This window comes from Fulvitalea axinellae (assembly GCF_036492835.1).
GTDB classification, from domain to species: domain Bacteria; phylum Bacteroidota; class Bacteroidia; order Cytophagales; family Cyclobacteriaceae; genus Fulvitalea; species Fulvitalea axinellae.
Genome location: NZ_AP025319.1, coordinates 85,847 through 99,890 on the forward strand (window position 1 = coordinate 85,847; position 14,044 = coordinate 99,890).

Below are 14,044 nucleotides of genomic sequence, written 5' to 3' on the forward strand. Positions count from 1 at the left end.
GATTAATTTTGTTATTAGAATTATAAATTAAATAAAAAAATGAAATATATAGCTTTTATCCATACATCAACTGTCCACATCAAACGATTTACAGAACTGCTAAACGCACTGTCTGAAAGAGTAAAATCCGAACACTTCGTGAACAAAGAAATGTTGGATATCGCCCTACAAACGGGAATCCCTCCAGTGGATATGTTTTTAGCCGAAATAGATAAGATTAAGAAAAATAACTTCGACTCAATTATCTGCACCTGTTCCACATTCGGAACATTATGCGAAAAATTTGGTATTCAAAGAATAGACGCTCCTGTAGCGGAATATATGGTAAAGAAATATACCAATATCGCCGTTGTATATACGGCTAACTCCACTTTTAGGCCTAGTGCGCTTTTGTTAGACACCCTCGCAAAGAAACACGGAAAAACAATTAATATAATCCCGGTAAACTGTTCTCAGTTCTGGTCTTTCTTCGAATCCGGGGATATGAAAGGCTATTACTCCAATATCGTAAAAAAGATTAAAGAAATAGATGTAAAACCCGAAGCCATTTTCCTAGCGCAAGCTTCGATGGAAGGAGTCAAGGGGTATTTAGGTGATACGAAAGCGGAAGTACTTACTTCTCCAGAAATCGGAATCCGGAAATTGGTGGGGTAATTCAATCTCAATTAATAAAAAAGGGCTGGCAAAATGCCAGACCCAACATGTATGCTTGGCCAAGGTTAACTGAATCTCCGTGCTAGTCTTTTTGAAAAAATAAAGTCTACATATCGTGGAGTCGTGTGTATCGGTAAATCCTCTGGCCTACAACGTATCCAAATGCAATATCAACTTCGAAAACTTTTTATGCACCCCTGTTTTTAGGGAGTTTTTATAAAAAACTCAAAATATTTCCAGCCCAATCAATCAGCCAATGTGATATTTTAACAGGAACAACATCCTCACTATATTAACCCTGGATCCAGGTTAAGCATAACTGTAAGAAGTTTAAAATATTCCCCTAATCTGTTACCTAACGGAATTCGGAAAAGAATAAGCGTAAATAGCGATAAAATGCGCGATACTGGCCATCAGAACAAATACATGCCAGATTGCATGACGATAAGGGCGTACCTTATCAGCATAAAAAATTACGCCTGAAGAATACAGAACGCCTCCAGCTACAATCCAAAAAACGCCGTCTGGCCCCACTACCTCATACAGCGTCGGAAAAGTAATAGCCGGAACCCAGCCCATAAGCAGATACAAAACCGTGGAGAACTTTTTCATTTTATGAATAAAAAAGAACTTATAAAGTATACCCGCCAAAGCCGATAGCCATAAAACGCCTAACACAATCAGCCCTCTGCCCGAATCGATATTCAGCAAAAGAAAAGGCGTGTAAGTTCCCGCTATCAACACATAAATGCCGGCATGGTCAAACTTCTTAAAAATCGCTTTCCGTTTAGGCGGTTTCACCAAGTGATACGTCGTGGACGCGCTATAAAGCGCCACTAACGATACTCCATATACCAACGCGGCAACCCACTCTACCCCAGACGAGGATTTTAGACATAAGGCAACCGTACCCACAATTCCCAACACTATCCCGAGCGCATGCGTAAGCCCGTTGGCTATTTCCTCATTCTCTGTATATGGCCTCACTTCTTTCATCTTCCGCCCTTTTTATGAGCATGGCACCAACCAAGGGAAATAACAGAAAATCATAAACTGGAACGCGCGTTTCGGCCGTTCCTATACACCCTGATTTTCAGTTGCCCTGATTCTGATTCACACCCGTTATCTATTATCGCCAAGGAATCTTCCTTCTGCGAAAACACCTATTTACGGCCTTTTTTATTAAAAAAAAATGATTCCGGCACAATACAACACCAATATCCAATATTTAGTTTCCATAATCCCCTTCAGAACTTTCTCCACTCAATCGGCCTCATATTTTGCCTAAAACCGACATGCCCCCCTCCTGCCCTCCCCTTTTTGACAAATGTCAAATGGCCCAAAGTTTTTTAGTTATAGTTTTGACCCATTCAATTAATTGAACGGTTTTTGGCAGGGGATATCAATGATAATAAATTGATTACCAACCTATTGTTGGCAATATAAAACTATGATCCCGTTCCTTTAACCGTACCGCGCGGCAGGCTGATTATCTAATAGAATTTTTGACCTGAGGATTAAAATTCAGATGAAAATGACAAACCTGACAATTATGATATTGGCGGCCTTTATGTCGTTGAAATGTGTGGAAAAAGATGAACCGCCCACCAAGAAGAAAGAAGAGAAACCGCAAGGAAAATATGCTGCAATGGTCACCGTCCCGGCCGGGAAATTCACTATGGGATGCGACGCGAATATCGACCCAGTATGTTTCTACACTTCAAACGAACAATTACATACCGTTTATCTCGATGAGTTCCAGATAGACAAATACGAGGTGACCTTCAAACGCTACCAAAAGTGCGTGGACGCAGGCGTTTGCACTCCGCCAGCCATAGGGGGCGCCCTGAATTACGGATGGCCGGGCGTCGATCTTTTTCCCGTAAACGGAGTCACTTGGTTTCAGGCCAAAGAATTTTGCGAATGGGAAGGCAAGAGATTGCCTACCGAAGCCGAATGGGAAAAGGCTGCCAGAGGTACGGACAAACGAACTTATCCGTGGGGCAACGAATCCCCGTCATGCGAATACGCCGTTATGGACCGTCCAAACGCCGGTTTTTTAGGATGCGGTACGGGCAACACCCTGAACGTGGGCTCCAAACCCAAAGGCGCGTCGCCGTACGGCGCGCTGGACATGGCCGGCAATCTATGGGAATGGACCGCCGACTGGTACGATGAGGAATATTTTGACAAAAGCCCGAAAAAGAACCCCAAAGGCCCCGCCAACGGAGATTACAAAGTGGCCCGTGGCGGCGATTTCTTCAGCAGGGCGGGTTACGAACTCCGCACCACCAGCCGCTTCTACTACGAGCCCAGCGATTACAGCATAGCCATCGGTTTCAGATGCGCCAAATAAACCTGCTTTTTGAAGAAAAAACATCCTGAAAAACTTCAAAAGAACCTGATATGAAATTATACACAAAACATATCTTGGCCACAAGCCGAAACAAATTCGGGAAAACCATGGCCCTAGCCCTAATGTTGCTGACCGTTACGCTTGCCAGCGCCCAAGACATCGACGACGAGGAAATGGTGATTGTCCCCGCCGGGGAGTTCATTATGGGATGCGACTACGAGGGCAATGAGCAAAACTGCCTGGAAGAAGCCAGCCCGGCCCACAAAGTATACGTCGACGGTTTTCGCATAGACAAATATATGGTGACTTACAGACGCTACAACAAATGCGTAGCCGAAGGCGTATGCACTCCCCTGTTTGAGGGCGCCGCCTGCAACGCCGGAATGCCTTGGAACAGCAACCACCCCGTAAACTGCGTTGACTACGCCCAAGCCGCCGCATTCTGTGAATGGGACGGGGGCAAACGCCTCCCAACCGAAGCCGAGTGGGAAAAAGCGGCGCGCGGCACCGACGGAAGGAAATTCCCTTGGGGCAACCAATCCCCGAATTGCGATTTGGCCGTAATGAACCGAAAAAAGAAAGGCGATAAAGGCATGGGCCCCGGATGCGGTGCCGGAACTACCCAGCCCGTAGGCTCCCGGCCAAAAGGAGCCTCGCCCTACGGCGCTATGGATATGGCCGGCAACCTGTTCGAATGGACCGCCGATTGGTTTGATCCGGCATATTTCAAAAACAGTCCGAAGAAAAACCCGAAAGGCCCGAAAACGGGACACCACAAGACATTGAAAGGAAGCAGTTGGCTAATGCGTACCGATGCCGGAATGATGTCCTCCGTCCGGTCCGGATACTCGCCTTTGGGCCAAGGCTACGTAGTGGGATTTCGTTGCGCGAAAACTCTTTGACTTTATCAGTACTGAGTAAAGAGTACAAAGTAAATAGACTGCTCGGATAATTTTCTATGGGCAGGGAACTAGGCCTTTTACAGAAAACGTAAATAACTGACGCGAGCGCCCCGCCCATACCCATCAGCGATGGAGCCTCCGGCTCCTCCCGCTGACTTTCAATTACCCCAACATTTTTAAAGAGAGAAAAGAGATGGCCAATAAAACAGTTCTGGCTTTTGCCTTAATCATAATCAGTGTTTTTGGATTTCAATTCGCCCAAGCGCAACAGCAGATTGAAATAAACTTAGAAAACGCGCCAAAGGGATATTTCACGCTAAGCCTGCTACAGGGCGCGGAACGGATTTCCGTGGACAGCGCGAAAACCATAAACGGAAAGTTGGTACTGAAAGGCCGTTACGATTCAGGGCTTTACGCTTTGATCAAAAACGGCAAAGGATTCTCGTTTATCGTAAACGAAAACAAAATCCGCCTCCAAGCCGATTGGAATGCGGGAGCCGGAAGCCTTAAAGTTCTAGAATCCGAAGAAAACCGCTGGTGGACCGAATACCTGATGAGGCGCAATATCACTTACGGAAAACTAAACGTGATTCAGCCCGTAACCATGGCCTACGATCGAGATTCGGAGTTTTATCGCCAAGCCACCAAAGAGTTTTACACGGTACAGGGCGGTTTGCGGACTTTCGTCTCCAAAATTCCCAGACAGACACTCGCATCGCTTTTCGCCCGGGCCGACCTTAGGCCTAGGTTGGCGCACAATATGAGCTTTTCGGAACAACGGCTATCCATGAAAAAAAACTGGTTTGCCAATGTGGACTGGACTGACAGCCGGCTCTTGAACTCCGATATCCTGACAAACAAGATCAACGATTTTATGTCTATCTGCGCCGGGCGTGGAGCTAGCCGGCCGGAAGTGGAACGAGGGATGAAAGAAGGCGTGGATATTCTGCTTTCCGCTACCCAAGCTAATCCGCAGATACACGAATACGCGCTTTCCCTTTTGGTGAAAAAACTGGAAACATACGGAATACGTAATCCTGCATATAGCCACAAACTACGCCACCCCTACCGGAACTTGCGGACACGAGGGCCAAGAGCCGGAAATAATGGCCAGACTCAAAAGATACGACGCCTTAAGGGTTGGAAAAAAAGCTTCGCCCATCAGCGGTTTCGATTTGCAGGGCAATGAATCCGACATTCTAGGCGATCTTACTGACAAAAACCTGTTGGTATTCTGGTCCAGCGACTGCGGACATTGCCGCGATAAGTAGTCATTCAAAATTAATTCGATACTTTGTCCCAATCCCTCTAATGACATCATCGATGGCTTTTGTCAGCTCTTCTATTGAATCAAAATAGTTCGGCTTTGAAAGCCATCGATGCTTGAATTCGAGCCAAAGCCTCTCGATGAAATTTAGCTCGGGAGAATATGCCGGTATAAACTGAAGGAACAAGCCTTTGCCTGCCCATTCAACCATTTTCTCTCTGACGGATATCGCTTTGTGGATGCTTGCATTATCGATTAGGACAACTGTTTTCTTTTCTATTTGATCGACAAAATCATTAATGCATGCGACGGTGGTTTCAGCCGTTGCCGCGCCGTCAACTCTGAATCCGTGGAAATCGCATTTCCGATTCACAAAACCGACAACCGTATGGTTGCTGCTGGGCATACTGGATAGTCGGTGCGTTTTTCCAACCTTTTGCCATCCATAAGGAACGACCGGTGACAGGTTCACTCCCATTTCGTCAAACGAATACAAATCTATTTCACCTTCATCTTCCATCTTCTTAAGCTCCTGTATCTCCGTTTTAAAGAAATCAGACAGCACCTTGTCCCGTTTGTGGGAACAGCTGACCCGCATTCTTTTGTAGCTGTACCCGGCAAACCTTAATAATCGGGACAGGACCGCGCGGGACGCGGTAACGGAACAGTTCTCTTGAGCCCATTGCACCACTTGACAAAGGCTTCGTGGGGCGTTCTTATCCACATACTCAAATTTTTTTGGAGTTATCCTCCCCAATTATAGGTTTCCGCCCACGCCCAGGAAGGTCTTTAAGGTCCCAGTCTTCATTCTCCTCAATTTGATCGAACCAAGATGATACGGTTTCCGTTGTGACACTCAACAGATCGCTGATCTGGGATCGTTGATACCCCTTGGCACTAAAAAGCATGGCTTGGGCTCTTTGCCTTACCCGATAATTCTCACTCTTTCTGACAAGAGTTTCTAAACGGTTGACGGTCGATGATGATAGGTTCAAAAAACGCATGACCAAATTTACAGATTTAATAATTTACGTGGGCATACGAAGCTAAACTCGAATTATTTTTGGAGGGGTACTTATGATGCCTCAGCTCAACGAATGGTATAAATCGGCGAAGCGGGAAGGCTGGACGCTCTCGGCGGTGAGCCTTGACACCGATTTGGGGAAACTCAAAAATACCGCGGACGAACTGGCTCCGGATATTCCCGTTTATTCCGATTTTGAAGGGTGGAAAGGGCCCGCGGCCGTAAGCTACAATGTAAACGCCACTCCGGCGCTCTTTGTCTTGGACAAAAACCTAACGATTATCGGCAAACCAAACCGACTACCGAATCCATAAATCCTGACTTTTCAACTAAAAAAAGCCGGAACAAAGGACCAAACTTCCTCTGACCGGCTTCCTCATTTAGCTAAAATATTCTCTTGCAGACCGTCATTCCAATTCAGCGGAGCGATCTTCAGATCGTCGGCCTGAATGCCTGAAGACAAAGTCAGGTACCATTTGCCGTCGATATCCTGTACCACCTCGGCGGCGTGCCAAGGGTCAATGCGTTTTACCTTATCCTTCACTTCCCAACGGAACGGGCTCTGGCTCCGGAAAATGTCTTCGCCGCCAACGGGCCAAGGGCGCGCCGAGAGAAACAGATAAAAGTCATCGCCTCGCTTCACCACAAACGGCGACTCCACGCCCGGCGATTCGGTGTTCTCATCAAAACAGATTTTCATATCGGACCAATTATCCAGATCCTTACTCGTGCTATAGCCAACCACCCAATGCTTGGCGTCTTTCAACACGCTGTAATACATGATCCATTGGTTGCGGTCCTCGTCACGAAAAACCATCGGGTCTTTGTTTTTCAAATTGTCGGAAAACTCGTTCGACAAAGCCAAAACCGGCCCTTCGGATTTGCTCCAAGTGTAAAGGTCTTTAGACGTTACGTGATGGATTTCCCTTGGCGTACCGATTTTGGTATAGTACATATGGTACAAATCGCCATTACGGATAATATGCGGCGCCCAAATCTCCGCCCCGCCATCCGAAAACGGCTCCAGCTTCGTCCAGCCTTCTTGCGTCAAAGAATCGGCCACCAAGTGGATAAACTCGCTTTGCGGATAGGCTATTCCGTAAAGGTGCCACTTCTTTTCCTCCGGGCTATAGATAACCGAGTGGTCGTTGAGATACGGCGTACGATACAAGGCCACAGTATCACCAACCGTAATAACTTTACTCGGGGCGGGCATCTCCGCCTGCTTTTCCGCAACGGTCCCCTCTCCCGACTTTAACCATGCGAACAATCCACCGGCTACTAACGCCGCCGCAAATAGGATAAATAGTGTTTGCTTCTTCATAAAAATAAAAAGGTACAGTTTTAAAGTAGATGACCGCTTTTTGGCAATGCAGTTTCTATTTGAAAACAACAGCACAAAACAATCACCTTTCGCCTATCGCCATACAAATAAAACGTTTAAGCGATGAGCCAAAGGTAATGTTGCCCGATAAAAAGGGTTAGCCCAAAACACATATGTTCGGACAAATAGACAATATTAAGCGTAACGAAGGCAAACGCAGGATTAACGTAAAGAAATTAACCTTTTATCTAACACTGGATAAATGACAGCCTTGCCAAACTTCCACTTCATCATCTTACGTCAAACCCAAACAAAAACCCCTGACAAACGCCAGGGGTTTCAATCAACATATCGTCACGTCCGCTACAGCGGAGCTTATTTTTTCTTCTTGCGTTTCTTTTTCTTCTTGCCTTCCGTTTTGGCTTGCTTCTCCATTTTCTCCTGCTCGCGCATCAACGCTTTCCAGTCGTTTGGTTTTTCTTCGGAGAAATCCAGAGTGGCGCCGTAATCGTCTTTTTTGATCTCCAGCTCTTTCACCGGATTCCTCAAAAACGACTCGATGATCTTGAGCGTCGGCTTTTCCTCTTCGCTACAAAACGAAACGGCCAAACCTTTTTCCTTGCCCCTTCCCGTACGTCCTACGCGGTGCACGTAGTTTTCCGGCTCTTCGGGCAAATCGTAATTGACCACATACTCCACTCCCGGAATATCAATTCCCCTGGCCGAAACGTCCGTCGCGATCAAAACCTTGTTCTCGCCGGAGCGGAACTTTTTCATCGTCTCGAAACGTTCTTCCTGGTCTTTGCCCCCGTGAATAGTCATGGCCTCGATGCCTACACGGCCCATCGCCTTGAGTACTCGCTCGGCCCGCACTTTGGTACGCACAAACACGAGAATCTTGCGATCGGGATTTTCACGAACCAGCCTTTCGAGGAAAAAACGCTTGTCGTCCATCTCGATAAAAGCCACCGAATGGGAAATATTCCGTGCTACGGGATCTTTCGGGGAAATCTGGATCCGGACAGGCTTATACACGATCGAATAAGCCAACTCCTTGATTGTTTCGTTGATTGTGGCCGAATAGAAAAGTGTCTGCCTCTTCTTCGGAATATGGCGGATCACGTCCTTTATATCCTTGATAAAACCGAGAGCCAACATATGGTCGGCCTCGTCAAGAATCAAGGTGTCCACGCGGTGCAAATCCAAATGCTTTTGGCTGATCAAATCGAACATCCTGCCCGGCGTGGTCACCAAAATGTCCACACCCTTCTGCAATTTGACGATCTGTTTTTCCTGCTCCACACCGCCGTGCAGGCAAAAAGTATTTACGAGTGTTCCCCTCGAAAGCTCCTCGAACACGCCGGTAATCTGCATGGCCAACTCGCGGGTCGGTACCATTACCAAGCACTTGATGCCGTCTTTTCTGGTTTGCCTTTCCTTCTTGTACTGCAACTTGTCAATAACGGGAATGGCGAACGCCGCGGTCTTGCCGGTACCGGTCTGCGCAATGGCCAGCACGTCGTCGCCGTCAAGCACGGGCGGAATCGACTTGTACTGAATGTCCGTGGGTTTTCTAAAGCCGAGTCTTCTCAGGTTGTCTGTCAGCTCGGAACACAATCTATAATCTTCGAATTTCATACGGAAATTTTCTGCTTGTTTACGGAAGACACCTCCGCAGAGGCTCCCGCCAATGCGCAAAGATACGGCTATTCCCTCTTCGCCACCACAAATCGGCCGAAAATGCCACTTGTCTGACCGTTTGCGACCAGCCTTTCCGGTTTTGTCACCTATCCGGGATAAACTTTCAGATGAAAACGAAACCGGCTTATCATTGTCCTTTAGGCTAACCTTTGCGGTAAGCTACTGTTTCCCGTTGCAAAGCCGAAGGGTTATGTTTAGAAGGGGAAGCAGGGACAAAGAAAGAAGCGGAAGCGGCGCCGGAAGCGAAGGCGAGGCCAAAATGCCCCCGACCGGACTATTGCCCAGCCGCACCGCCTTCGACACCTCCCTTTTGACCGAACAAGAAAAAACAGAAGAAGAATACGAAGACATTTCCGCAAGCTCCGTCGGCACTGTGGCACCGGCCAAGGAACGAGGATGGTTTATGAGAAACCTCGCCGCTTTGTGGGAAAAAAAGGAGACCCCCAGTCCAAAAGTCATCGGCGAAGCGGACTCTTTGGGCCTTCCGCCCGAACACAAAAAAGATCTGGCGAGCGCCCACCCGGAAATTGTCGATATCAGGGGAATGCTGGAACGGTACGCATTAATAGACGAGCAGATGGATCCGGCTACGGAACCTCCCAAACTGAAGGTCCCCTACCCTGAGTTGGCCGAATTCTGTTTGGCCAATGTCCCTCATTTCAGGCTCGAGCGCTTTTACGCGATGTTCCGCAATACGGGTGGCGAAACCGCTCAGATGCCCAATCCCTTTGGTACCGGCGTAGAGGAAGTGGACTTCGAAGAGCCCGAAGGCGACATCACTCCCGAAATGATCCGGGAATCTTTGTTACACGGCCTTTTGTCCGGCGCCTTCGAAAAGGCCCAAGCGGACTGGGAAGCGAAAGCCACAAAAGCCGAGAGTGACTACGGCGAATCAGATTTTTCTCCGGAATGGAAACAGAGTGATCTTGATATAGAAGACCTAGAGGAAGGCACCGCCGACGGCGAAGCTTCGCTAAGCCTCCGACGTTTCCACTCCGTAATGCGCCATATGAAAGACGAAAGGGCCAAATGGGGACCGGAAAAAGACGTTTTCCACGAGGCCATGATCCAGAAAATAGTGGACTACCGCAATGCATTAGTCAAGAATATGGATTTGGAAAAAGCGTACTATTCCACTGTGCAACCCCATATGCGTGGCGTCAAGCTGGGAAGCGGGACCGGAACGCCATCGGATTCTACACAAGATTGGGAAGGGGTTATTGACCCGGAAATACTCGATATGTCCGAGGGCACGCCGGAGGTTTCCCATAAGGAAATGGAATCCATACTTTCCCGCAACCCCGCGATAGCCGTCGGGATTTTGCAAGAGGAGATCGAACACCTGAACGGCGTGGTGGAAAAAGGAAAAGCCTTGGTGGAAGCAAGGGACGAGGAACTGGGCATACCGGCGCTAAAACAAAAACTGGAGGAACTGAAGCGGGAAATCCAAGAAATGGAAAGGCGGATAGAAGAGCTCAAGGGAATGGAAGGCGTAGAGGACGCGGAATTGTCGGGCGTTTCGCCGGATAGTCTGGATTGGGTGAGCAACCAACAGGAGAAAGAACAGCTTGCCGGAAAAATGGATAATATTTCGGAGCTCAGAAAGCTCAGGACCGACGCCCTGCCAAACGCCCGGATGGACAAAGACGACTTGGAAGAACGGCTACACGACCTGTGCGACCACAAAAAACGCAATGCCGTAAACGCTTTGGTATCGCAGATCGCCAAACTTAGCTTGGCCGTTTCCGGATTTACGCCACAACGCACCATAATATTGGAAAACCCAGACCCTACAACCGGAAGCTACAGCAGAGTGAACACTTGGCTTGACGAATACAGATACGACCACAAAACCGCAGCCGTAGACGAAATAGTGGCCAAAGCGTCCGATTGGCGCAGGACACACAATTACCAAAAAGACGAAGACCCGATAACCGCCCAAACCCGTAAAGCCCTACAGGAGCTGATGCGCAAAGCCCAAGAAGAAAAAAGCCGATTGGAGACGGAAAAAAAGGAGCTGTTCAATGGACCAAAGATCCGAGAACACTAAATTGTACTTCAAGATAATTCCCGGTAAGTACATCCAGTAATGCGGTTGATATTTTGAAAGAGTGATGTCCGAAATATCATCGCTATTGGATTATAGATTTTTAAATCGTCTATGGGCAATCTCTCTATTCTTTACTTTGTACTATTTTAACAGTTTTTGAAACACACATGTACGACAGCATCACGAATCCTCTTCTGCGTTACGCGGCCATCATTGGTCCCACGGTTCTCATTGTTATCCTACTATCAATTCTGGTCAGGAAAGCGCTAACGGTAATAATCGAACGCAACAGCGACAAGATCGGAGTTGATTCCACAGGATTCGTATTTATCAAAAATTCCATAAGCTTTATCCTGATGGCTCTCGGGCTGTTCTGGATATTTTACAATATTCCTTATTTCAAGTCCCTCGGAAATACGCTTTTTGCCAGTGTCGGAGTGTTTGCCGCCATCGTCGGTTTCGCATCCCAAAAAGCGTTTTCCAATATCGTTGGTGGGCTTTTTATCCTGATATTCAAACCCTTCAAAGTGAGCGACAGCATAGAGCTGAGCAATACCAGACAAGGAGTGGTCGAGGAGATCACGTTGCGCCATACCATTATCAAGGATTATGAAAACCGCCGGGTAGTGATACCGAACAGCGTAATCAGTGAGGAAACGATAATCAACAGCGATATCACCGACAACAAAGTCCGCAAATATATCGAAGTCGGGATTTCCTACGAATCGGACGTGGACTTGGCTTTCGGGATATTGGCCAAAGCCGTGGAAGAGCATCCGTTTTTTATCGATAACCGGACACGAAAGGAAAAACACAACGGCCAGCATCCCGTCACCGTCCGCCTAATCAGCTTGGGCGATTTCGCCGTAACGATCCGCGCCTACGCTTGGGCCAAAAACTTCGACGAGGCTTTCGTTATGAAATGCGACGTACTCAAAACGGTAAAAGCGGAATTCACCAAACAAGGAGTCGAGATTCCCTATCCTCACCGGACTATTGTGTATAAAAACCAAACCGACGCATTCAGCTAAACATTAAACCGATTCGAGCGCAACGCTCAAATCGGTTTATCCTAGTTCTCCACCAAAGGCAAAATCTTAAAGATTCTTCCCGGCTTTTCCACCGAAAAATAAAGCGTTCCGTCCGGGCCTTGGGATATATCCCGTACACGGCCGATTTTTTTGAGCAAAGGCTCTTCCGCCGTTACCTTTCCGTCCGTAAGCTCAAGTCGGGCGATGTACTTGAAACTTAAGGATCCAACCAAAATATTTCCATTCCAGCCCGGATATTTATCACCCGAGACGAACGACATACCGCAAGGAGCGATAGACGGCACCCAATAATGCGTAGGGCTTGTCATTCCCGGCTTTTCCGTCAGTTTCGTAAAACGCGTCCCGCTGTAGTTCACACCGTACGAAACCACCGGCCAGCCGTAGTTTTCTCCCTTCCGGATCGGGTTAAGCTCGTCGCCACCCTTCGGGCCGTGCTCATGGGCCCACAATTGGCCCGTAACGGGATGAAACGCGAGTCCTTGAGGATTTCTATGTCCGTAAGAGAAAATGCTCTCACGGGCGCCTTTTTGTCCCAAAAACGGATTATCCTTGGGTATGCTTCCGTCCGGATAGATTCTGTGCACCTTTCCGCAATCGTTTTTCAACGATTGTGGGTTGTCGTCGCGGCGTCCGCGGTCACCTACGGTAATGTACAGCAAGCCGTCCGCCCCGAAGGCCAGCCTCGAACCGTAATGGTGGCGAGTACTCAGGTAAGGTTTCGCCTCGAATATCTCTTTTACTTCCGTTAGCCTGTCTCCAGAAAGTTTAGCGCTTACTACCGCCGTGGTCGCCTTATCCTCTTTTCCTTTTGAGAATGACAGATAAATCCGTTTGTTTTTCCCGAAATCCGGATCCACGATTACGTCAAGCATTCCGCCCTGTCTGGCGTACAACACTTCTGGCGCTCCGGAAATTTCCGTTAACCTCTCGGAAGTGTCCATCCTGAAAAGCTTTCCGGCCTTGTCCGTGATCAACATATCGCCGTTTGGCAAAAAGTCCATCCCCCACGGGCTCACCACCCCTTCCGTAACCACAGGAACAATCCGAAACGAAAGCTTGTCGCTGTGGACAGGGCTGATCCAATCTCCACTTTCGTCAAAGGTCCGGGGCTTGGCCTTCTCGCTACTCTTTGCGATGAACTTGGCCAATTTTGTTATTTCGGTATCTGAGAAAGCCGTATCGAAAGGAACCATACCCAAATCCGGAATTCCTTTCCTTATGGATTTCTCTATCGCTTCGACCGTTTTCCCATTGATCCACTTTCTATTGGAAAACGTTTCCAACTTCTCACCGTGACATCCCGCACAATTATCCGCATACAGTTTCTTAACAGGGTTTTGGGCAAGTGAACAGGAGCAAAGAAGAAGCATCGGGAAAAAAATTGGCGCAAAGAATCTCATAGTTTGGGTGGTTTTTGTAAGATTGTTACATCAAATATAACAATCATCTTCTGTTAATTTACTTTTGCGAAAACTTTCCTGTTTTGGACCCATGACCTCCGATTTTTTCTCCGGTTTACTTTCCCCAATCGGTACGGAAATGACTCCTGAACTTCAAAAAATGATTAAAACGGACAACATCCTCTTTGTTGTTGTTTATTTATTTTAAATACTTTTATCTTTTTAGGGCTATGTAACTGTTTGATAAACAACGACTAATAGGTGTTTCAGGCAAGTGAATCGGAGTGTTCGGGCAAGCGTTTCGGAGTGCTGGG

General features: G+C 47.6%; 13 protein-coding genes. 7 read left to right on the forward strand and 6 right to left on the reverse strand.

Annotated features, from left to right (window positions below):
* Positions 1-39 precede the first annotated feature (39 nt).
* Positions 40-654, forward strand: coding sequence for a hypothetical protein (locus tag AABK39_RS24685; protein WP_338395876.1), 615 nt, complete (start codon positions 40-42; stop codon positions 652-654).
* A 351-nt stretch (positions 655-1,005) separates the two neighbouring features.
* On the opposite strand, the gene trhA is transcribed toward AABK39_RS24685, so the two are convergent.
* Complete coding sequence (gene trhA, locus AABK39_RS24690; RefSeq protein WP_338395877.1) at positions 1,006-1,650, reverse strand: PAQR family membrane homeostasis protein TrhA; 645 nt, start codon at positions 1,648-1,650, stop codon at positions 1,006-1,008.
* Between the two features lie 538 nt (positions 1,651-2,188).
* Here trhA and AABK39_RS24695 point away from each other — a divergent pair.
* From AABK39_RS24695 to AABK39_RS24705, 3 genes are all read left to right on the forward strand, one after another.
* Positions 2,189-3,010, forward strand: a complete 822-nt coding sequence (locus AABK39_RS24695) for a formylglycine-generating enzyme family protein (protein WP_338395878.1) — start codon at positions 2,189-2,191, stop codon at positions 3,008-3,010.
* 50 nt (positions 3,011-3,060) lie between these two features.
* Positions 3,061-3,912: a formylglycine-generating enzyme family protein gene (locus AABK39_RS24700; protein WP_338395879.1), complete on the forward strand. Its 852-nt coding sequence runs from the start codon at positions 3,061-3,063 to the stop codon at positions 3,910-3,912.
* A gap of 193 nt (positions 3,913-4,105) precedes the next feature.
* The gene (locus AABK39_RS24705) at positions 4,106-5,101 is read left to right on the forward strand and encodes a DUF4369 domain-containing protein (RefSeq protein ID WP_338395880.1); all 996 of its coding nucleotides are present in this window, start codon (positions 4,106-4,108) and stop codon (positions 5,099-5,101) included.
* An 82-nt stretch (positions 5,102-5,183) separates the two neighbouring features.
* Here the strand turns inward: AABK39_RS24705 and AABK39_RS24710 are convergent, their stop codons facing one another.
* The gene (locus AABK39_RS24710; protein ID WP_338395881.1) at positions 5,184-5,903 is read right to left on the reverse strand and encodes an IS630 family transposase; all 720 of its coding nucleotides are present in this window, start codon (positions 5,901-5,903) and stop codon (positions 5,184-5,186) included.
* A gap of 4 nt (positions 5,904-5,907) precedes the next feature.
* Positions 5,908-6,183, reverse strand: a complete 276-nt coding sequence (locus AABK39_RS27810) for a helix-turn-helix domain-containing protein (protein ID WP_338391076.1) — start codon at positions 6,181-6,183, stop codon at positions 5,908-5,910.
* 73 nt (positions 6,184-6,256) lie between these two features.
* Here AABK39_RS27810 and AABK39_RS24715 point away from each other — a divergent pair, with 73 nt between their 5' ends.
* Positions 6,257-6,517, forward strand: a complete 261-nt coding sequence (locus AABK39_RS24715; protein ID WP_338395882.1) for a peroxiredoxin family protein — start codon at positions 6,257-6,259, stop codon at positions 6,515-6,517.
* 62 nt (positions 6,518-6,579) lie between these two features.
* Here the strand turns inward: AABK39_RS24715 and AABK39_RS24720 are convergent, their stop codons facing one another.
* The gene (locus AABK39_RS24720) at positions 6,580-7,527 is read right to left on the reverse strand and encodes a family 43 glycosylhydrolase (RefSeq protein WP_338395883.1); all 948 of its coding nucleotides are present in this window, start codon (positions 7,525-7,527) and stop codon (positions 6,580-6,582) included.
* Positions 7,528-7,902: 375 nt separating this feature from the next.
* On the reverse strand, positions 7,903-9,165 hold the full coding sequence (locus AABK39_RS24725) for a DEAD/DEAH box helicase (protein WP_338395884.1): 1,263 nt from the start codon (positions 9,163-9,165) through the stop codon (positions 7,903-7,905).
* A gap of 253 nt (positions 9,166-9,418) precedes the next feature.
* On the opposite strand from AABK39_RS24725, the gene AABK39_RS24730 reads away from it, so the two are divergent.
* Positions 9,419-11,278, forward strand: coding sequence for a hypothetical protein (locus AABK39_RS24730; protein ID WP_338395885.1), 1,860 nt, complete (start codon positions 9,419-9,421; stop codon positions 11,276-11,278).
* A 167-nt stretch (positions 11,279-11,445) separates the two neighbouring features.
* Positions 11,446-12,309, forward strand: a complete 864-nt coding sequence (locus tag AABK39_RS24735) for a mechanosensitive ion channel family protein (RefSeq protein WP_338395886.1) — start codon at positions 11,446-11,448, stop codon at positions 12,307-12,309.
* Positions 12,310-12,350: 41 nt separating this feature from the next.
* Here AABK39_RS24735 and AABK39_RS24740 read toward each other — a convergent pair whose 3' ends face one another.
* Positions 12,351-13,730, reverse strand: coding sequence for a PQQ-dependent sugar dehydrogenase (locus AABK39_RS24740; protein ID WP_338395887.1), 1,380 nt, complete (start codon positions 13,728-13,730; stop codon positions 12,351-12,353).
* Positions 13,731-14,044 lie beyond the last annotated feature (314 nt).

Excerpts from the sequence above, each read along its gene's own strand:
- AABK39_RS24730 (WP_338395885.1), top strand. The coding sequence starts at position 9,419 with ATGTTTAGAAGGGGAAGCAGGGACAAAGAAAGAAGCGGAAGCGGCGCC.
- AABK39_RS24735 (WP_338395886.1), top strand. The coding sequence starts at position 11,446 with ATGTACGACAGCATCACGAATCCTCTTCTGCGTTACGCGGCCATCATT.
- AABK39_RS27810 (WP_338391076.1), bottom strand. The coding sequence starts at position 6,183 with ATGCGTTTTTTGAACCTATCATCATCGACCGTCAACCGTTTAGAAACT.
- AABK39_RS24715 (WP_338395882.1), top strand. The coding sequence starts at position 6,257 with ATGATGCCTCAGCTCAACGAATGGTATAAATCGGCGAAGCGGGAAGGC.
- AABK39_RS24725 (WP_338395884.1), bottom strand. The coding sequence starts at position 9,165 with ATGAAATTCGAAGATTATAGATTGTGTTCCGAGCTGACAGACAACCTG.
- trhA (WP_338395877.1), bottom strand. The coding sequence starts at position 1,650 with ATGAAAGAAGTGAGGCCATATACAGAGAATGAGGAAATAGCCAACGGG.
- AABK39_RS24700 (WP_338395879.1), top strand. The coding sequence starts at position 3,061 with ATGAAATTATACACAAAACATATCTTGGCCACAAGCCGAAACAAATTC.
- AABK39_RS24685 (WP_338395876.1), top strand. The coding sequence starts at position 40 with ATGAAATATATAGCTTTTATCCATACATCAACTGTCCACATCAAACGA.
- AABK39_RS24695 (WP_338395878.1), top strand. The coding sequence starts at position 2,189 with ATGACAAACCTGACAATTATGATATTGGCGGCCTTTATGTCGTTGAAA.
- AABK39_RS24740 (WP_338395887.1), bottom strand. The coding sequence starts at position 13,730 with ATGAGATTCTTTGCGCCAATTTTTTTCCCGATGCTTCTTCTTTGCTCC.
- AABK39_RS24720 (WP_338395883.1), bottom strand. The coding sequence starts at position 7,527 with ATGAAGAAGCAAACACTATTTATCCTATTTGCGGCGGCGTTAGTAGCC.
- AABK39_RS24705 (WP_338395880.1), top strand. The coding sequence starts at position 4,106 with ATGGCCAATAAAACAGTTCTGGCTTTTGCCTTAATCATAATCAGTGTT.